General features: G+C 47.1%; 15 protein-coding genes. 7 read left to right on the top strand and 8 right to left on the bottom strand.

Annotated features, from left to right (window positions below; genetic code table 11):
• The first annotated feature begins 1 nt into the window (after position 1).
• Positions 2-817, top strand: a complete 816-nt coding sequence (locus tag C943_RS13850; RefSeq protein WP_008628898.1) for an SDR family NAD(P)-dependent oxidoreductase — start codon at positions 2-4, stop codon at positions 815-817.
• On the opposite strand, the gene C943_RS13845 is transcribed toward C943_RS13850, so the two are convergent.
• Entirely contained in the window at positions 818-1438 is a 621-nt protein-coding gene (locus C943_RS13845; RefSeq protein WP_008628896.1) for a hypothetical protein, read from the bottom strand.
• Positions 1439-1692: 254 nt separating this feature from the next.
• Between C943_RS13845 and C943_RS13840 the strand changes: the two genes are divergently transcribed.
• Both C943_RS13840 and C943_RS13835 read left to right on the top strand, forming a co-directional pair.
• The gene (locus C943_RS13840; RefSeq protein WP_008628892.1) at positions 1693-2403 is read left to right on the top strand and encodes a hypothetical protein; all 711 of its coding nucleotides are present in this window, start codon (positions 1693-1695) and stop codon (positions 2401-2403) included.
• An 81-nt stretch (positions 2404-2484) separates the two neighbouring features.
• Positions 2485-4365 carry a CocE/NonD family hydrolase gene (locus C943_RS13835; protein WP_008628888.1) on the top strand — a complete coding sequence of 627 codons (1881 nt, stop codon included), beginning with the start codon at positions 2485-2487 and terminating at the stop codon, positions 4363-4365.
• 41 nt (positions 4366-4406) lie between these two features.
• Here the strand turns inward: C943_RS13835 and C943_RS13830 are convergent, their stop codons facing one another.
• The 3 genes from C943_RS13830 to C943_RS13820 all read right to left on the bottom strand — a co-directional run bounded on the left by C943_RS13830 (position 4407) and on the right by C943_RS13820 (position 9593).
• Positions 4407-7022 carry a DNA gyrase/topoisomerase IV subunit A gene (locus tag C943_RS13830; protein WP_008628886.1) on the bottom strand — a complete coding sequence of 872 codons (2616 nt, stop codon included), beginning with the start codon at positions 7020-7022 and terminating at the stop codon, positions 4407-4409.
• A gap of 131 nt (positions 7023-7153) precedes the next feature.
• Positions 7154-9049, bottom strand: coding sequence for a DNA topoisomerase IV subunit B (locus C943_RS13825; protein WP_008628883.1), 1896 nt, complete (start codon positions 9047-9049; stop codon positions 7154-7156).
• Positions 9050-9104: 55 nt separating this feature from the next.
• Positions 9105-9593 carry a hypothetical protein gene (locus tag C943_RS13820; protein ID WP_008628881.1) on the bottom strand — a complete coding sequence of 163 codons (489 nt, stop codon included), beginning with the start codon at positions 9591-9593 and terminating at the stop codon, positions 9105-9107.
• A 126-nt stretch (positions 9594-9719) separates the two neighbouring features.
• Here C943_RS13820 and C943_RS13815 point away from each other — a divergent pair, with 126 nt between their 5' ends.
• Genes C943_RS13815 through C943_RS13805 form a run of 3 tightly spaced genes read left to right on the top strand, consistent with a single transcriptional unit; the run spans position 9720 to position 11656 of the window.
• Positions 9720-10982 carry a sterol desaturase family protein gene (locus tag C943_RS13815; protein ID WP_008628879.1) on the top strand — a complete coding sequence of 421 codons (1263 nt, stop codon included), beginning with the start codon at positions 9720-9722 and terminating at the stop codon, positions 10980-10982.
• Positions 10963-11373: a hypothetical protein gene (locus C943_RS13810; protein WP_008628878.1), complete on the top strand. Its 411-nt coding sequence runs from the start codon at positions 10963-10965 to the stop codon at positions 11371-11373. Before C943_RS13815 ends, C943_RS13810 begins: the two co-directional genes overlap by 20 nt.
• The gene (locus C943_RS13805; RefSeq protein ID WP_008628877.1) at positions 11363-11656 is read left to right on the top strand and encodes a hypothetical protein; all 294 of its coding nucleotides are present in this window, start codon (positions 11363-11365) and stop codon (positions 11654-11656) included. Before C943_RS13810 ends, C943_RS13805 begins: the two co-directional genes overlap by 11 nt.
• Before the next feature lie 8 nt (positions 11657-11664).
• On the opposite strand, the gene C943_RS13800 is transcribed toward C943_RS13805, so the two are convergent.
• Positions 11665-12621 carry an aldo/keto reductase gene (locus tag C943_RS13800; RefSeq protein ID WP_008628876.1) on the bottom strand — a complete coding sequence of 319 codons (957 nt, stop codon included), beginning with the start codon at positions 12619-12621 and terminating at the stop codon, positions 11665-11667.
• Between the two features lie 138 nt (positions 12622-12759).
• Here C943_RS13800 and C943_RS13795 point away from each other — a divergent pair, with 138 nt between their 5' ends.
• Positions 12760-12993 carry a DUF3820 family protein gene (locus C943_RS13795; RefSeq protein WP_008628873.1) on the top strand — a complete coding sequence of 78 codons (234 nt, stop codon included), beginning with the start codon at positions 12760-12762 and terminating at the stop codon, positions 12991-12993.
• Positions 12994-13031: 38 nt separating this feature from the next.
• On the opposite strand, the gene C943_RS13790 is transcribed toward C943_RS13795, so the two are convergent.
• From C943_RS13790 to C943_RS13780, 3 genes are all read right to left on the bottom strand, one after another.
• Positions 13032-14246: a S8 family serine peptidase gene (locus C943_RS13790; protein WP_051069609.1), complete on the bottom strand. Its 1215-nt coding sequence runs from the start codon at positions 14244-14246 to the stop codon at positions 13032-13034.
• Positions 14247-14517: 271 nt separating this feature from the next.
• Positions 14518-16467 carry a threonine--tRNA ligase gene (thrS, locus tag C943_RS13785; protein WP_008628871.1) on the bottom strand — a complete coding sequence of 650 codons (1950 nt, stop codon included), beginning with the start codon at positions 16465-16467 and terminating at the stop codon, positions 14518-14520.
• Between the two features lie 133 nt (positions 16468-16600).
• Positions 16601-19081 (bottom strand): DUF5686 and carboxypeptidase-like regulatory domain-containing protein, encoded by a 2481-nt coding sequence (locus C943_RS13780; protein WP_008628869.1) that lies wholly within the window; start codon positions 19079-19081, stop codon positions 16601-16603.
• Positions 19082-19199 lie beyond the last annotated feature (118 nt).

Raw genomic sequence — 19199 nt, 5'->3', positions numbered from 1 at the left:
CATGAGACACTTCGCTTTGATTACAGGATCCTCAGACGGATTGGGCAAAGCCTTTGCCATCGAATGCTCCAAACGGCAAATGGACCTGCTTTTGGTTTCGCTGCCCAATACCGGTCTGCCAGAGCTATGCCAAACCATTCGAGTCAATTTCGGGGTCAATGTCGATTTTGTGGAAATGGACCTTACAGTGGAATCAAACTGCGAAAAACTGGTCAATTATGTCACCTCAAAAGATTATCCTGTCAGCTTTCTCATCAACAATGCGGGCATGGGCGGTTATGCGCAGTTTTCAAACGAGGATTATCAAACATTCGACCGGATGATCCAATTGAATATCAAGGCATTAACGATTATTACACATGGTATCTTACCTATTTTACTTAAGCAACAGTTGTCCTACATTCTTAATGTAAGTAGCATGATCGTGCATTTTGCCGGACCCTACAAACAAATCTACGGTGCTACCAAATCATATGTCCACTATTTTACCAAAAGCCTTGCATTAGAACTTGGCAATACAAACACAAAGGTTTCTGTCCTGTGCCCGGGTGGTGTCAATTCGAATATCAAATTTTTCAAAATGAACAGCGCTTGCAACTTCATCCAAACCATATCGCTCCTGTATCCGGAACAGGTTGCAGACTACGCAATAATTCAAACACTAAAGGGAAAAACAGAGATTATTCCCGGCAAAGTCGTAAGGATAATATTCGCTTTTTCCAGGCTGCTTCCCGCACAAATAAAAAAATGGATGACCAAGATGACCACCCAAAGAATGTTGCAATCGTATGAAGGATTAAAACTGAAAACAGGTTGATCAATCCATATTATCAAGAAAATCAATGAGATTGAGGAAACAGGCCACTGTAAATGGTGTAACCTGCATTTCCTCCATCCTGGCAAGATATAGATCCTTCACAGCCTTATAACGATGCGGATTGTAAAGTCTCGCTAACGTAATACCTCGAGAAGAGCGATACGTAAAATTCTGCGTCGCAATGTTACGATCGGGATCATCATTGAAGAATTTTTCCAACTGACGACCATAAGTATACTTATCCAGCCACCTAAATCCTTCCTTCACTAGAAATTCCTCAACTTTAGAAATGACAGGCCTGATTTCCAGGTCGTTTTTGAGAAAATACCTTCTCGGCATTTCAGGATTTATCCGGTCGAGTGTCTCGACCAAAGTAATGCTGCGATCTTTGTAGTCTCCCAAAGTCGGGAGGAATTTGTGAATGATCGCTTCAACCTGATCAAACCGAATCCCCAATTGATACTCGACATATAAGGCGTCTTGATGATGCGTATGGTGGAAAAAGATAATCTGCTTTCCTTCTCCAAAGCTCTTCGAATAACGCAGTTGTTTTTGTTCCAGAGAAAAACCAAAATCGGCAAGAAAGTCTTCGTGGAGCAATATGATTTTATTCAATTCCATGGATTATTCCAGTTTATTTTTAGACACAACGTATGAAAACACCAAAAATTATGACCATTCGGACGGAATGTGACATTTTAATTATCTATTCATCAACGATTTAAGACGGTAGTTTGTTTGTCGCTGAGAAAAATTCCTTCGAAATTGGCTATTTGAATATTAACTCTTCCCAAAACAGGCATATCATCAATGGTGTTTTTCCGTATGTAAATTACAAAAATTAAGCCATTTTTGATCTCTCCTTCAAAAAACTTATGCATTGGGAAAAAATAGACATGAATTTGGCCAAAAACTTCCTCAATCGGCAAAGAATTCTGGGTGTAAGGTTCAATTGGACAAAATCAACACAAACCCTTGAGGGATATGAAAAAAACGGGGATTTGAAGTTCCGGCTACGATTGCCCTACTTTATGGATTTTGACGAAGTGTCAGGATCAGTGGTCGAGGCATCCATTTTTAATATCCTGATCATCCTCATCAAGGCTGGAATAGGGAGTGTGGGCTTTTTTGAAAACGGCGAAATCAGCAGCCACAAAGTCTTCCGGGCATATATGATTCGCAAAAAGCAAGGAAAAAGCCAAATCAAGTATCTTAAAACCAAAGGGAAATCCCGAGCCGGCTCGAGGGTGAGATTGCATCAAACTTTGGAATTTTTTGAAAATATCAACATCAGAGTCAACGAATTGATGGAAAGACACCATATTGATAGGGTTGCTATCAGCTGTTCCAAGACACTTTGGCCCTACTTTTTTGGGGGCGCTGTCAAGCCATCATTCGGAAAGGATGACAGGCGTCTGATGCGGGTTCCGATCCACATCCCCAATGCAGCCCATCGATACCTCGTCAAGACACACAATCACCTCTTCACTTTTCGATTACTAGCAGAACACCGGGTTCTGGAGGAAATCCGCCAAATGGACAAAAAAAGGACGGAGGACATGGACGGATATTCCGAAAACTGGTAAGGGATTTAGACCGTTTCTTTACCAGATGCTGTACTTTTTCGGGAATTAACCATAAATTGATTCCAACATCAATCCAATACTATGAGAAAAACATTCCTGGTCCATCTTCTCATGCTCCTATTCGTATCGGGGCTTGCACTTGGACAAGAAAAAAACATCCTCCAAAAACTGGAAGAAATCGCAATCATTGATCAGAAGGTCATGATGCCGATGCGTGATGGCGTTCGGTTGGCCACAGATATCTACCGTCCAAAAACCGATCAAAAAGTCCCAATCATTTTTTCAAGAACTCCCTACAACTTCAACAGCTACAGGGACGGGCAACTAGTCACAAGAACTTTGGAAACAGCCTATGAAGCGGTTCAGCGCGGATACGCCTATGTGGTCCAAAATGAAAGGGGAAGGTTTTTTTCGGAAGGTGAATGGGATATTTTGGGCACTCCGCTTACAGATGGTTATGATGCATTCAGTTGGATGGCCGCACAGCCTTGGAGCAATGGAAAGATCGGAACGATTGGTTGTTCTTCCACAGCCGAATGGCAGATGGCGGTCGCCGCCATGAACCACCCCGCGCATGCAGCGATGATTCCCCAGGCTTTTGGAGCGGGTGTAGGAAAAGTGGGCCCCTATGTCGAGCAGGGAAACTGGTATCGAGGTGGCGCCGGTCAGATGTTGTTCACTGCATGGCTGTACAGCACCCAGCATGACCCAATGGCTCCGAAACTACCTGAGGGAATTCAGCAGGAGGATTTGTTGCGGTTGCAGCGTTTTTATGATATGGCCCCAAGGTATCCTGCGGTAGATTGGTCAAAAGCGTTAAGCCATTTGCCGATTCAGGATATCATCAAAAACGTCGGAGGCCCGATGGGGATTTATGAAGAAATGATTACCCGAAAACCAAATGACCCAAAGTGGTATGAAGGTGGGCTTTACCATGACCATATGGATATTGGCGTACCGAGCTACTGGTTTGTATCCTGGTACGATGTGTCTGCAAGTCCAAACATTGCTTTGTTCAACCATGTGAGGGAAAATGCCAAAGACCCAGAGGTCCGTGATAATCAGTATTTGGTGATTGCGCCGACGTTGCACTGTGCGTTTACCCGTGCGACGGAGAATACGATCGTAGGCGAAAGAAGCATGGGAGATGCACGGTTGCCCTACAACGATATGACCTATGGCTGGTTTGACTTTTGGCTCAAAGGAGACCAAAACCAATCGCCGGGAAAAATGCCCCGCGTGACCTATTTCACCATGGGTTCCAACAAATGGCAGACCTCAGACACTTGGCCCCCCAAGGAGGCCGTCATGACGACCTATTTCCTCAACAGTGCCGGCAAAGCCAATTCAAGACTGGGAGATGGTGTTTTGGGAGCCAAGAAAGCAGGCAGGGACAACCCAGACACATTCACCTACGACCCGATGAATCCGGTAACGTCCTACGGGGGGAATGTCTGCTGCACGGGAAATGCAGTACAGGGAGGTGCTTTTGACCAGCAGGAAATGGAGCTGCGGAACGATATCCTCGTATACACATCAGAGCCACTGACAGAAGGAATCGAAGTGAGCGGCTTCATCGAGGCCAAACTTTTCCTTTCCTCTGATGTCAAGGATACCGACCTTACCATCAAGCTAATTGACGTCTATCCCGACGGAAAAGCATATAATCTAGACGAAACCATCCAAAGGGTGCGATACCGGGAAGGTTACGAGAAAGAAGTGTGGATGGAAAAGGGAAAAGTCTATGAAGTGAATATGACACCCATGTCTACCTCCAATTACTTTGAAAAAGGACATCGAATCCGCATCGAGATTTCAAGTTCCAATTTCCCAAGGTTTGACAGGAACATGAACACCGGCGGCAACACCTACGATGAAACGACTGGGATCGTGGCTACGAATACGATCCACCATTCGAGCAAGTATCCAAGCAGTGTAAGTCTGCCGATCATTCGAAAATAGGCCAACAACAAAAAAGCATCCAATCGAGGATGCTTTTTTGTTTAGAACAAGCCTAACTGTTCGTCTTCGTCCTTTTTCTTGATCTTGAACTCGATCGTATCCCCTATTTCCAAGTCCTCGTCATCGGTCTCTTCTGTGGTTTCGGTGGGTTCCGATGTTTCGGGTTTTGTGGATTCTATCAGTTGCACCTCCAAGACCGTATGCGTGCTGAGTTTGTTACCTATCGCCTTCCAGCCCTTGACATCGATGAGCATATCGAGGTCAAATTCCTGCTCCTCGATATCTTTCCCTTTCTGAAGTTTCGCCTTGACCTGCGGTTGGCTTTCGGTAGATACTATTTTGAGATAGGACTGCTTGTGATCGGTGACAATACTGAATTTCTTGTTGATGGTGGTCGTTTCGATCAGGAAACGCTTCACGAAGTAGTTCTTGCTCGCCCCATCCCAATAAATGGCTGAAATCACAGCCTCAGGCTTAAATTTTTCGATAAACAATACATCTTTTGCTTCGTAGCGGTTGGTGAGCTCAAAGGTCGTCAGCTCATATTCACCGTTTTTGTAAAACACCAAAATGCGATCTTCTCCAAGAAAATTCCCGATTTTTCGGCCACGTGCATCGGTATTCAACCGGCCAATCGACGCGTCGTAGTAGATGTCCAAGCCCCCCAGAGTTGAGGTTCCTGCCATTTTCCATTGAATCTTCCGAATCGGATATTTGGTCAGGATGTTTCCGCCCGCTGACCTTCCTTTGATCTCAATTGTGCTAAAGTCAAAATCGAATACCTTGACCCTCGCTTTGGCCCCTTGGGTCAAGTGGACGGAGATCACCTCGGCTTCACCATTGGGATTGGCTGAAAGATAGAGTACCTTGGATCCCTTGGTTCCTTTGGTCAGGTCGTATTCCCGATCCCTTGTCACGCCCAGAACCTGGAAACGCTTCACCATGGCCTTTCCTGAACCTCCATCCAGGTACACGAGGTTGTAGACCATGCGTTCGTCTCCTTTTCTAAAGACGGCGACATGGATAATGTCTTTGCCCACAAAACCCTTTTCCTGAATTTTGGTGACCACACAATTTCCATCCCGCCTGAACACGATCACGTCATCCAAATCCGAGCAGTCGCAAACAAACTCATCCTTTTTCAAGCCATATCCCACAAACCCATCCGCTCGGTTGACATACAGTTTGGCATTGTTCGCAGCAACTACCGTGGCCTGAATGGTGTCAAAAGTCCGTATTTCAGTCTTTCGCTCCCTTCCTTTGCCATACTTGTCCAACAAGTTTTGATAGTACTTGATGGCGTACTCAGTTAGGTGCTTTAGGTTGTAATTGACTTCCTTGAGCTCTTCCTGTAGCCTGCGCATCAATTCATCAGCTTTGAAAGCATCAAACTTCGAAATTCGCTTGATCTTGATTTCCGTCAAACGGACGATATCCTCAGTCGTGATTTCCCTGTAAAACTCAGGCTTGAAGGGGTCGAGTCCTTTGTCAATTGTCTGGATGACCGCCTCCCAGGTTTCGCACTCTTCGATATCCCTATAGATTCTGTTTTCGATGAATATTTTTTCCAGGGAAGAAAAAAGCAGCTTTTCCATCAATTCCGCTTTCCTGATTTCGAGCTCTCGTCTGAGCAATTCCTTCGTTTGGAAGGTATTTCGCTCAAGGATGTCGTTGACCGTGAGGAAAACAGGCTTTTCATCGATAATCACACAGGCGTTTGGTGATATGCTCACCTCGCAGTCAGTGAACGCGTAGAGCGCGTCGATGGTCATATCGGGAGACTGGCCTGGTGCCAATTGGATTTGGATCTCGACGTCCTTGGCAGTATTGTCGACCACCTTTTTGATTTTGATCTTGCCCTTGTCGTTGGCCTTGATAATGGATTCGATCAGGGTATTGGTCGTCGTACCGAATGGTATGTCTTTGATCAACAGTGTCTTGTTGTCCTCTTCTTCTATCCTTGCCCTGACCTTGATCCGACCGCCTCGGAAGCCCTCATTGTATTCCGAAAAATCCGCCAAGCCACCTGTCGGGAAGTCTGGAAGTATATTCGTCTTCTCTCCTTTGAGGATTTGGATCGAACCCAAAATCAACTCGATGAAATTGTGGGGCAGGATTTTGGTCGAAAGGCCCACAGCAATCCCCTCTACGCCTTGGGCCAATAGCAGGGGAAACTTGACTGGCAAAGTCACCGGTTCCCGTTTTCTGCCATCGTAGGAAAGCTGCCATTCTGTAGTTTGTGGATTGAAAACCACCTCCAAGGCAAATTTCGAAAGCCTTGCCTCGATGTACCTCGGCGCCGCGGAGCCATCTCCTGTGCGGATATCGCCCCAATTGCCCTGGGTTTCGATCAGGAGATCCTTTTGGCCCATGTTGACAATGGCCTCCCCTATAGAAGCATCCCCGTGCGGATGGTATTGCATGGACTGGCCAATGATATTGGCGACTTTGTTGAAGCGGCCATCGTCCATTTCCTTCATGGCGTGCAGGATGCGGCGCTGTACCGGCTTCAGACCGTCTTCAATTGCCGGAACGGCCCGTTCCAAAATCACATAAGAAGCATAATCCAAAAACCAGTCCTTATACATTCCCGTGACGGGGATCGATTCGTGAAGGCTTTCGTCTTTTTCGGGTTTATCTAAAGGGTTATCAGTCATTTTTGAGCTTTCTGATCATTTTTAAATTGAAGGAATTTCATTTTCCCTTTTTCGCATTATCAATTCCGCAAGAAAATCTCACGCCTAAGATGCTCAGACATGTAGTGAATCGCGACCATGGAGTACCAATCTCAAGCCGCCTCACTCTCCTCTGCCTCCTTCTTTGCCGGATCGTCAAAGACAATGTCCTTTTCTATCTTGAGATTTTCGATGATAAAGTTCTGACGGTCGGGCGTATTCTTGCCCATGTAGAAATTGAGCAGGTCCGATATTTTGGTTTCCTTATTCAGGATGATCGGTTCCAAGCGGATGTCATCTCCGATAAATTTCCCGAATTCATCCGGAGATATTTCCCCCAAGCCCTTGAACCGGGTGATTTCCGCAGTTTTTCCAAGCTTGTGGATTGCACGCTGCCGCTCCTCGTCGGTGTAACAGTAGATCGTTTCCTTTTTGTTTCTGACCCGGAACAAAGGCGTATCAAGAATAAACAGGTGTCCATTTCTGACCAGGTCAGGGAAAAACTGCAAGAAGTATGTCATGATAAGCAGGCGGATGTGCATCCCGTCTACGTCAGCATCGGTGGCGATCACGATTTTCCGGTAGCGCAATCCCTCAATGCCGTCCTCGATATTGAGCGCATGCTGCAGCAGGTTGAATTCCTCGTTTTCATAGACCACTTTTTTGGTCATGCCATAGCAGTTGAGCGGCTTTCCACGAAGTGAGAATACCGCCTGCGTCTGCACATCCCGGGATTTGGTAATGGAACCGGAGGCGGAGTCACCTTCGGTGATGAAGAGCATCGAGCGGTTCTTGGATTCCTCTTCTGCTTTTGGGTCATCATAATGCACCCGGCAATCCCTCAATTTCTTGTTGTGTAAGTTAGCCTTCTTTGCACGTTCGTTGGCCAATTTCTTGATACCCGAAATTTCCTTCCTTTCCCTTTCGGATTGCAGGATTCGCTTCAGGAGCGCGTCGGCGACTGAGGGGTTCTTGTGGAGGTAGTTGTCCAGCTCCGTCTTCACGAAATCATTGACAAACGTCCTCAGCGTAGGGCCATCCGGGCCGATATTTTGGGAACCAAGCTTTGTTTTTGTCTGGGACTCAAACACCGGTTCCTGCACGCGTACGGCGATTGCTGCCACGATACTTTGCCTGATGTCCGAGGCATCGAATTCCTTTTTGTAAAACTCCCGGATCGTCTTTACCACGGCCTCCCTAAACGCCGCCAAGTGGGTTCCGCCTTGGGTCGTAAATTGTCCATTGACGAAGGAATAGTATTCCTCTCCGTATTGGTTGGAGTGGGTCAAGGCGATCTCAATGTCATTTCCCTTCAGGTGGATGACGGGATAGCGGATGCTTTCCTCGTCTACCTTGCGCATCAGCAGGTCATAGAGCCCCTTTTCCGAAAAGAATTTCTTCCCATTATAGTTGATCGTCAGGCCCGCATTCAGGAATGCGTAGTTCCAAATCTGGTTTTCGAGGTATTCGGGGATAAAATGGTAATGCTTGAAAATCGTGGCATCCGGAGTGAAGATCACCTTGGTACCGTTTCGTTCGCTGGATTTTTCGACAGCTTTATCTTCTTTGAGGATTCCTTTCTCAAACTCCGCCACTTTGGTTTCACCGTCACGAAAGGATTGGACCTTGAAGTAATCCGAGAGTGCGTTGACCGCTTTGGTACCAACGCCGTTCAGACCGACAGATTTTTGGAAGGCCCCGGAATCGTACTTGCCACCGGTATTGATTTTGGAGACACAATCTATGACTTTTCCCAAGGGTATGCCCCTCCCGTAGTCACGCACTTCGACGCGGTGTTCGGAGATTTTGATATCGATGGTTTTACCGTAGCCCATCATGTGTTCGTCGATACTGTTGTCGACGACCTCCTTGACAAGTACGTAAATGCCGTCATCCTGTGCACTTCCATCCCCTAGCTTACCGATGTACATCCCCGGCCTCAATCGGATATGTTCCCTCCAATCAAGCGACTTGATACTGTCTTCGGTGTATTTGATGTTTTCTGCCATGCTGGTTTTCCCTTTTTCTAGTCTTTTTTCATGAAAGAAACATTCCTTCCCTCAGCTATTGCTGAATGCTTTTGAACTTCTGCAACAATATCCAAAACAGTGCTATAATCCAAACCACGAAAAGTACAGGAACGAGGTAAAAGAAAAATGCGAAGCTACCTGTCCCGATTTCATTCTGGTTGTTGATCGCATGGACAAATAGGCTCATGATGGAGAGCGAGACATTGATCACACCCATAAAACTGTACATCCAAGTGACCATGTAGTCGGTAATCGAATCCCCCTTTGGAAAAAGCCGCTTTAGGTTTGGCGTACTTTGCTTTTCGATCATCTTGGCTGGCAAGGCCAAGATCAGGTTCAAAACGCCAAATGCGATGATCCCTATGTAGAAAAAAGTGCTCTTACTGCCGCTTTTTGTAAACTCACCCGACTCACTCTGCTCAAATCCCACCAAATCCGGCAGGGCGGAATAGGTGTACAAAAAGACGAATACAAACAAAAGAATACTGATGAAATGGAATACTTTGCCAAACCGATAATACATGATAACCTTGAATTTTGGACGCTAATATAGAGATTAAAGACTAGACAAAAACCGAAACTGTTTTTCCCTTTTTGGGTTTTTATTGGTAGATTTCCCACATTTGCAGCCCAATTAACTGATACTAAAATGAATCTGAGTCCAGTCGTCATCGCGATACCCATGTATTTTATCCTGATGGGAATCGAACTGCTCGTGCTGAGGTTCCAAAAGAATCCCTCCTATCGACTCAATGACGCTATCACCAATATCAACTGCGGCGTGGTCTCCCAGGTCACAGGGGTTTTCCTGAAGGTCCTCTCTATCGGCATCTACACCTTTTTGTTTGAAAAATTGGCGCTGTTTTCGATTCCCAACAATATCTGGACATTTCTGCTGCTGTTTTTCCTGTACGATTTCTGCTACTATTGGGCGCACAGGTTGAGCCATGAGATCAACCTCTTTTGGGGAGGACATGTGGTCCATCATTCCTCCGAAGAATACAATCTCTCCGTAGCGCTGCGGCAAAGCTCCACCCAAACGATTTGGACCTTTATGTTTTACCTGCCTTTGGCGGTCATCGGGTTTGATCCTATTTCGCTTGTTTTGGTATCCGGTATCAATCTCCTGTACCAATTCTGGATCCATACAGAGGCAATCGATAGGATGGGATTTTTGGAGAAATTCATGAATACGCCCTCCCACCACCGCGTCCATCATGGCCGCAACCCAAAGTACATAGACAAAAACCATGGCGGCACCTTTATCATTTTTGACAAATGGTTTGGCACGTTTCAAGAAGAGGAAGAGCGTCCGACCTACGGCATCACAACACCTGTCAATAGCTGGAATCCAGTCTGGGTCAACTTGGCGCACTACGCGACCATGAAGGAGGAACTGAAGATGATTCCGAAGTTTTCGGATAAGGTCAAATACCTCTTCAACAAACCCGGGTGGCTTCCCGAGTACCTTGGCGGCTACCGGACCGTAAAGGAAGTGCCAAAGGACTTCAAGAAATTTGATACGACCGTTCCCGCCCCGCTCAACTATTACGTGTTTTTTCAATACGTCTTGTTGCTCGGTTTGACAGCTTTTTTTCTCTTCAATGTCTCCAGTTTCGATGCTTGGGCAAAGCTGGGTGTGTCAGTGTTGATCATTTGGACCACGGTCAGTTTTTCCGGGATTTTTGAACAGAACAGGTGGTTCCAATTTCAGGAGATCTTCAGGATTGCCGTCTTTGGTGTAGGGATTTGGTGGATTTCAAATGGAATGCTTTCAGGTCCGTTTCCCATTTTGCTGTCGGTTCTGATATCTTCGGTAAGCTACATCTGGCTCGTATTCAACTTTGATACGATCAGACATTTTCAATCCAACATCAAAAAACCCGGGATCCATGCGACCAAGACTGTTTAGTATTGTTTTGTTGATTTTCATTGTTGGCATACAGGCTTGTTCCTCCAAAATTGAGCTCAAAAATGTGGATCTCGACAACTGGAAAAAAGACCGCAACGGGTGTCTGGGCCTGAGGGCGCAGGAGGTCGATGACTTTAAGGCCGTGAAAGACGATATTCTGGGAAAGGACAACCAAGCCTTGATCAAGACCTTCGGCAGACCGGACCGGGTGGAACTGGCCAACAGAAGCCAGTCGTTTTACATTTATTACTTTGAGCCAAGCACCGATTGTGAGGGCGTGGCGAAGAATGCCGAGCCCCTGATGGCCATCATCCGGCTCAATGCCCTGAGTAGGGTCAGCGAAGTGACAGTTTCAACCTTGGACCCCGGACGCCCCGAAAATGAGCCTTGAGGATTTTGTAGCATCAATCGCGAATCCATCGCCCCCGAGCCATATCGGCGCTCCTTTGCAGGCACTCTGGTATGATGCAAAGGGCAACTGGCAAAAGGCACACGATCTCGTCGATGGGCCGGATGGAAAAGTGTACGCGCGTATTCACGCCTACCTGCACCGAAAAGAAGGAGACATTTGGAATGCTGACTACTGGTACCGCAGGGCTGCGGAAAGCCGCCCGGACATTTCCTTGGATGAAGAATGGGAAATACTGGTAATCAGGTTGCTTAAAAACAGCTAGGAGCAGACCTACTCTTTTTCCCAAAGATCTGAAAGCTTGTACGGACTGATTGCTCCGGTGAAAAACGAGCCGTCGACAAACCGATACTTCGTGCCAATATTAGCCAACTTTTCCATATCTGTCCCGTCCAATTCAATCCCATAGGCTTGGAGGTTTTGGGCGATACGCTCTTGATTCACGGATTTGGGAATGACCACGATACCGCGCGCCAATGAATAGGCAATCAGTATTTGTCCTGCTGTGGCATTGTGTTTCTTTGCCAATTCCTGAATCAGCGGATGACCAAGCAGGTTTGGTTCATCGGCTTTTTTGATCGCCGCAGCGCGGTCCCCCGAACCCAAAGGTGAGTAAGCCGTCAGGTGGATGCCGTTTGACTTACAGAATTCAACCAATTTGTCTTGAGGCAAAAACGGATGCAATTCCACCTGGTTCATTTCAGGCGCATGCTTTCCAGACTTGGTGATTTCTTCCAGCTTGGAGATGTTAAAATTGGAAACCCCAATATGCCTTGCCAAGCCCTTTTCTTTGCATATCTCCATTCCAGCCCAAGTCTGCGAAAGCGGAATATCCTGGTAGGTAAAAAACTCTTCCCGGGTCTGCGCAAAACCCACACCGTGCTTGAAGCTGATCGGCCAATGGATGAGGTACAAATCCAAATAATCAAGTCGAAGATCCTTCAGCGTGGATTTGATGGCGGGAACAACGTCATCGAGGCGGTGGTTGCTGTTCCAGAGCTTGGAAGTGATGAACATTTCTTCCCTTTTCACCAAGTTGTCTGAAAATGCCTTCTGCAACGCCTGCCCAACCTCCTTTTCATTGTTGTATATCGCGGCACAATCGATATGTCGGTAGCCGGATTCGATTGCCCATAAGACTGCTTGATAGACCTCGCCTGGCTTGGATTTCCATGTTCCCAAACCAATCATCGGCATTTGGTCGCCGTTGCTAAAAGTGATAGATTTCATTTTGGCTGTTGAATTTTCCCCTAATTTACTTCGAATTGCGCTATATCGGAATGAAAACCCTGCATTTGTGTATATGTTTTGACCATTGGTTTTTATCCCTGAAATTGTCCCAGATTTCAATTCCCGAAAAGCTCAAAAATGGATAGACAAATTCTGATTGACCTCGTGACCAAGACGATGCCCTTTGGGAAGTACAAAGGAAGACTCTTGTGCGACATCCCGGAGCATTATTTGGTTTGGATGCATCGGCAAGGTTTTCCAGAAGGTAAGCTCGGGATGTGGCTGAGCACGATGTACGAAATCAGAATCAATGGGCTCGAAGGTATTTTGACCGAATTGAAAAAAAGTATCAACAAAAAACCGCTTCCCTGACGGAAAGCGGTCCTTTTTATTTTGATTCCGACAATGGGTTATCTAGAAATGATCGGATCCGGGCTGCTGTCTTTGTCATTTTTCACAAATCCATTCGTTCTCGCCGCTCCCAAGAGTAGAACTCCCGCTGCATGCGGCGCCGCCATCGAGGTACCGGAAATGGTGTTGTACGCGCCGCCTTTCCAAGTTGATTTGATGCTCACCCCAGGTGCGCAGTAGTCTATAGGTGGATTGGCAAAATTGGAGAAAGAAGCAAAGTTGTCATTGATATCCGAGGCAGAGATTGTCCAGATATTGGCGCCGTTGACCCTGGCTGGAGAATAGTTGTTGGCATTGGCTGCACTGTTTCCAGCCGCGATCACGAACTTGATTCCCTTATTGGAAGCGTTCAATACCGCTGCATCTAAGGCTGAAGAAACACCTCCTCCCAAGCTCATATTGGCAACATCGCCTGTCTTTCCTTTGGATCCAACCCAATCCACGCCTGCGATCACGCCGGAATTTGAGCCTGAACCTCTGCTATCCAACACTTTGACAGGGACGACCGGGGCGTTTGCGGCCACACCAATTACGCCAATCGTATTGTTTCTTGCGGCAATAGTACCTGCTACGTGTGAACCGTGACCGTTGCCATCATTGAGGTTGGCGTCCTTACCGGAAGTGAAGGCGGTAAAGCCGTTTGCTGTGCTGACATTGAGGTCGGGGTGGGTCAAATCAATTCCTGTGTCGATTACCCAGGCCACGTTGGTCCCAGTATAATTCACAGAACCCCCGACACGGGTGATGCCCCAAGGAGTTTCTTGGACCGTGGAGCCTCCGCCACCGCCAGGCTTGCCTTGTGCGATGGAAACCACTCGATCAGGCTCAATGTAAAGGACAGCAGGATCATTTTTCACCAACTCATATTGGTCTGCGTTCAAACTCGCAGCAAAGCCATCCAAGACGGTTCCATAAACCGCACCAACGTTTTGTTCAGAAATCCTGTATTTCGCAAATAGATTGGTGGCAGCCATCCGCATATTGCCCTGTACATCTTCGTATTTGTCTGTTCTTCTGAAATTGAGGCCCTCGGGCTTCATGACAACAATGAACTTGCCTGGAATAATGTCTCCGTTTTGGTATTTGAGGACTTGATCCTCAAGACCGAGCTGAGGTGTTTCCGCATTTTCCTGACAGGAGAATGTAAATGCCACAAGTGCAAGCGCGGCCATTCCAGTACGGCTACCGATGAAATGTGTGAATCGTTTAAGCATGATGATTAAGGTTAAGGTGTAAACTATTTTACCAAATAACATTTGGCGAAAGAAAAGTAAATAAAAAAAATTCATACCTGCAATAATTACTATAAAATAGATTGTTTGCCATTTCTACTAAAGGGCAGACACCTAAGCCAGCGGAATCAATACTTAAGAAATAAAAAATCCCTTGGAATTCGATGTGTTCGTTTCCAAGGGATTTAAAATAAATTCGGTTTTAACTTTTTCTGAATGAGCCTTTCCAACAAATCAGCTCATTTCTGCAAAATCAATGTGCAATCGCCTCACGGATGATGCCTTTGAAGTAGCTAACAAACTCCTCCGGACGCATCGCACCCAAGTCACCTTCCCCGTGTTTCCGCACGGAAATCATTCCTTCCTGCTGCTCCTTTTCTCCGACGATCAGCATAAATGGAATCTTCTTGACTTCTGCGTCACGGATCTTTCTGCCGATCTTTTCATCACGGTTGTCGATAGCGCCTGTGATGTCCGAATCCTCCAGGATGGATTTCACTTGCTCGGCATACTCAATGAATTTCTCCGAAATCGGCAGAATCGTGATCTGCTCCGGAGATAGCCAAAGCGGGAAATTTCCTGCACAGTGCTCGATCAAGACCGCCACAAAACGCTCTAAGGAGCCGAACGGCGCCCTGTGGATCATGACCGGACGATGCTTCTGATTATCCGAACCGATGTACTCCAACTGGAACCTTTCCGGAAGCTGATAGTCAACTTGGATGGTACCAAGCTGCCATTTTCTACCCAGCGCGTCCTTTACCATGAAGTCCAGCTTAGGCCCGTAGAATGCCGCTTCGCCGAGTTCGGTGACGGTCTCAAGCCCTCTTTCGGCGGCGGCTTCGATGATGGAAGCTTCCGCTTTGTTCCAAGCTTCGTCGGTTCCGATGTATTTTTCTTTGTTGTCAGGATCCCTCAGTGAAATCTGTGCGGTATAATCCTCAAAGCCCAAGGCTTTGAACACATACAACACCAGGTCAATGACCTTGATAAATTCCTCCTTCACCTGGTCGGGACGGCAGAAGATATGCGCATCATCCTGCGTAAATCCCCGCACCCGCGTCAAACCATGCAACTCGCCGCTTTGCTCGTAGCGATAGACCGTACCGAACTCCGCATAGCGGATGGGCAAGTCCTTGTAGGACCTTGGTTTGTGTTTGTAGATTTCGCAGTGATGCGGGCAGTTCATCGGCTTCAGCAAGAATTCCTCTCCGTCATTAGGAGTATGGATCGGCTGAAAGGAATCTTTGCCATATTTCTCATAGTGGCCCGAAGTTTCGTAGAGCACTTTATGGCCAATATGTGGCGTAGTCACTTGCTGATAACCTGACTTGTCTTGGGCACGCTTCATGAAAGCGACCAGACGCTCGCGAAGTAGGGTTCCCTTTGGCAACCAAAGTGGTAATCCCATTCCCACTTTTTCAGAGAATGTAAACAGTTCTAATTCCCGGCCGAGTTTTCTGTGGTCCCTGCGCTTGGCTTCTTCGAGCATGTGCAGGTACTCTTCCAGTTCCTTGGCTTTGGGGAAAGTGATCCCGTAGATACGGGTCAGCATCTTGTTTTTCTCATCGCCACGCCAATAAGCACCCGCGATATTGAGCAGTTTGGCGGCTTTGATAAATCCCGTGTTGGGGATATGCGGTCCACGGCAAAGGTCCACAAAGTTGCCTTGCTCGTAGAAAGTGATCGAACCATCGGCAAGGCCTTCCAAAAGGTCCAGCTTGTACTCATCCCCTTTTTCCTTGAAATAGGCGATGGCGTCTTTTTTGGCTACATCTTTGCGGATGTAGTCGTTTTTTTGGCGAGCGAGCTCGAGCATTTTGTTTTCGATTTGCTCCAATTCGGCACCTTCCAAGGGCTTGTCGCCAAAGTCCACATCGTAGTAAAAGCCGTTTTCAATCGGTGGGCCGATGCCAAATTTGATTCCTGGATAGAGGCTTTCCAAGGCTTCTGCCATCAGGTGGGCGGAAGAATGCCAAAAGGTGCTTTTGCCTTCCTTGTCGTTCCAGGTCAGCAACTGTACGCTGGAATCCTGCAAAATCGGACGACTGGCATCCCACACTTCGCCATTGACTTTGGCTGCTAGGACATTTCTGGCTAAACCCTCGCTGATACTAACGGCAATCTGTAGCCCCGAAACTCCCTTTTCGTATTCCCTCACCGAACCGTCGGGAAGGGTAATTTTCACTTGTTGGTTAGACATTTAAGTTTTTGGATAAATGGTACATGGCATCTATACAAACAGATGCTTTTTTCGACTTGCAAATATGCGAAATGCGACCGGCTTTTTCTCTTATTGCTCAAAAGAGTTGGAATTCTTCATATACCATGAAGAATCACAGAATCACCTGTGCGCTCACTTTCACGCCAAACGGCCGTGCTCCGGGGTTGTCCAAGTAAGTGATGCGGTGAAAAAAGTCGACCCTGAAAAACTTGAAGATATTCTCAATTCCATACCCGAGCTCCACATAAGGCTTGGATGGATCCAAAAATCCGAAGGCAGGGATTTGGGTGCCGTTTTCGTCAAATTCAGGCACCACGAATAGGTTTTTGTCGCTGACCGAGCCCCAAAGCAGGTTGGCGTTGCCCACTGCCCGCCATTTGAGCTTTTTGATCAGGGGAATTTGGTTGAAGCCAAAGCCCTCAAAAGAGTGCCCATACTTCAGACTCAGAAAGCGGTCGCTGGCAAACTCGGCAATGTTCATCTGGTTGAATGCCGCCGTGGTATAGAAAAAGGTCTCGTTGCCAATGTGATTTTCAAGCAAAGGAAACGGCACCACGCCTCTGACCATCCCTGTCCGCAACTCGTACCGCGATACGCCCAAAAGACCCAGGTTCAGTTTGTGGTACACGCTCATCTGATAGCGCTGGTATTGGATTTCGCCACCCAAGCGGTCGAGACCTTGGCTGAACCGAAAATCGAAAATGGGCCACTTCACCTGACCCATGGAAATGCGTTGGTTGTCGTTGATCACAAAAATCTCGTCCCGGCCGTAGCGGAAGCCGAGGTTGATGTTGGCCAAGTCAAAATCGGATTTCAGTTTCCCGGTATTTTGGTCTTCATAGGAAAAAGGAAAAGTGGGGTCAAAATGCTTCCAACTCATGCCGCCAGTCAAGTTGAATCCACGGAAGACCTCGCGCTGCGCGATAAACCGATAATGGGTGCTGTAATAGGCATTGTTGAGTGTACCAAACCGCGTCGCGGCCAAAAAGACGCTATTGAGCTGCAGGTTCTCGATCTCCAGGCCAACTTGGTCGATTTCCTTTTGGGTATTGACTTGGATCGTGGTCCAGCGATTTTTGTCCAAAATCTTGGTCGCCGAGGCGAAATACTTGAACTGCTGATCACCAAATCCATACGCCAAATAGCCCGTCAACACGACCGACTTGCTGAATTTGAGGTTGGTGCGAAGGCCTGCACCAAGTCTAAATCCCTCGATATCGTTGTAATTGGCTAGGCCGGTCCATGGTCCCAGGTCCAAATTTCCGACCGGCAAAAAACCCGTGGATAGGAATTTGATCCCTTCCGAATAAAAACGCACTACGGGTAGCCTCGCCAAGGTATCGACCATCTGCCGCGACACAAGTTCCTCACTCGTCAGCGGTTCGGGTCGCACTTCCTGCCAAAACACCTCCTCGCCTTGGTCAAAGTCTTGGCTGAGCTCCACGGCCTTCAGGTAAAAATTGGGCGGGTGGGGTTGATTGATCACGAAGTCCGAACTCGAATTGTAGAACTTCGCCAAGAGTCCGACCGAGTTATCCGTCAACTTGCCGATCTTGATCAGCACGCGGGTTTTTGCAGGCAACTGAAATCCATTTTCCGTAGGGACGAGTTCCTGCTGGATTTTGATGGTCTCCACAAAGTTGAGATTGGCCGACTCGGCTATCGCCAAATCGACCTGCTTGAGGGAATAATTCTCCTTTTTGATCCAAATCAATCCCGAAAAAGCCAAATCCTGTTCCCGAAGCGGATAGACTTTCAGCATGTAGCAGCTATCACCTCCGACGAGGACCGAATCCAGCAAGTCATAATCATAGAAAGTCCGCCAACCATCCGCGATTGGAGAGACAAATTCCTTTTCGAGTATCGTCAGCCAATTGCGGTAGAAATTGTATTCCTGGAAAACCGATCCCGTGATTTGGGCCACGGTAGTGCCATCGGTAATGCCGACGCCCGTCAATTTGGAATTGAGAATGACTTCCTTCTTCAAAATCGGATCGGTTCGATAGTAGAATTTGGAATAGGATTCCGAGAAAAAAATTGGGAGGATTTTCTTGCCTTCGTCGTTGGTGAGCTGCTTGATACTGTCCAGGACTCCGAGGATTTTTTTTACCTGATTGATTTCCTTGAAGTCACCTTCGACCTCGTTCAGGGCAAGTTCGATTTTGGTATAATTATCAGACTCGTAGGCATTTAGATTTCGCTTGTCGAAGTTGTTTTTCGCTTTGACTGTCTTTCTGAGGATTTCAAAAGCCGGATTTTCTCCCGCTGAAAAGACCACTTCGGAAAGATTGAAAGTCGAAGGCACCAACTGAAAATTGATCGTGACCGCGGGGGATTTTTCGATCGCCTTGGTCTGGGAAATGTACCCCAAGTAAGATACCTGCAGGCTGTCGGCAAAGGAACGAAGCGCGAGCGTGTAATTGCCCTCAAAATCCGTGGTGGTACCCAAGGTTGTGCCCCTGACGACGACATTGGCAAAAGGAATCGGGTCGCCATTGTCGACATTCGTAACCTTTCCCTTGATCGTGACTTGGCCAAAGGCGAAAAAAGAAAGCCAGCAAAAAACCAGGCTGAGAAAATAACTTTTAATCATATGTGGTGTGCCCGGTCATTCAGTCGAGACAAAATCAAACCAAAGGCGCTGAAATAGGTTGGTTGTAGATATTGCTATAAGGTTTTGGAAGTGTTGAACTGGAAATCAATTGAACCTT

This window comes from Mariniradius saccharolyticus AK6 (assembly GCF_000330725.2).
GTDB lineage: Bacteria > Bacteroidota > Bacteroidia > Cytophagales > Cyclobacteriaceae > Mariniradius > Mariniradius saccharolyticus.
The sequence above is the reverse complement of the archived record's forward strand: the minus strand, read 5'-3'. Positions and strand labels throughout refer to the sequence as shown.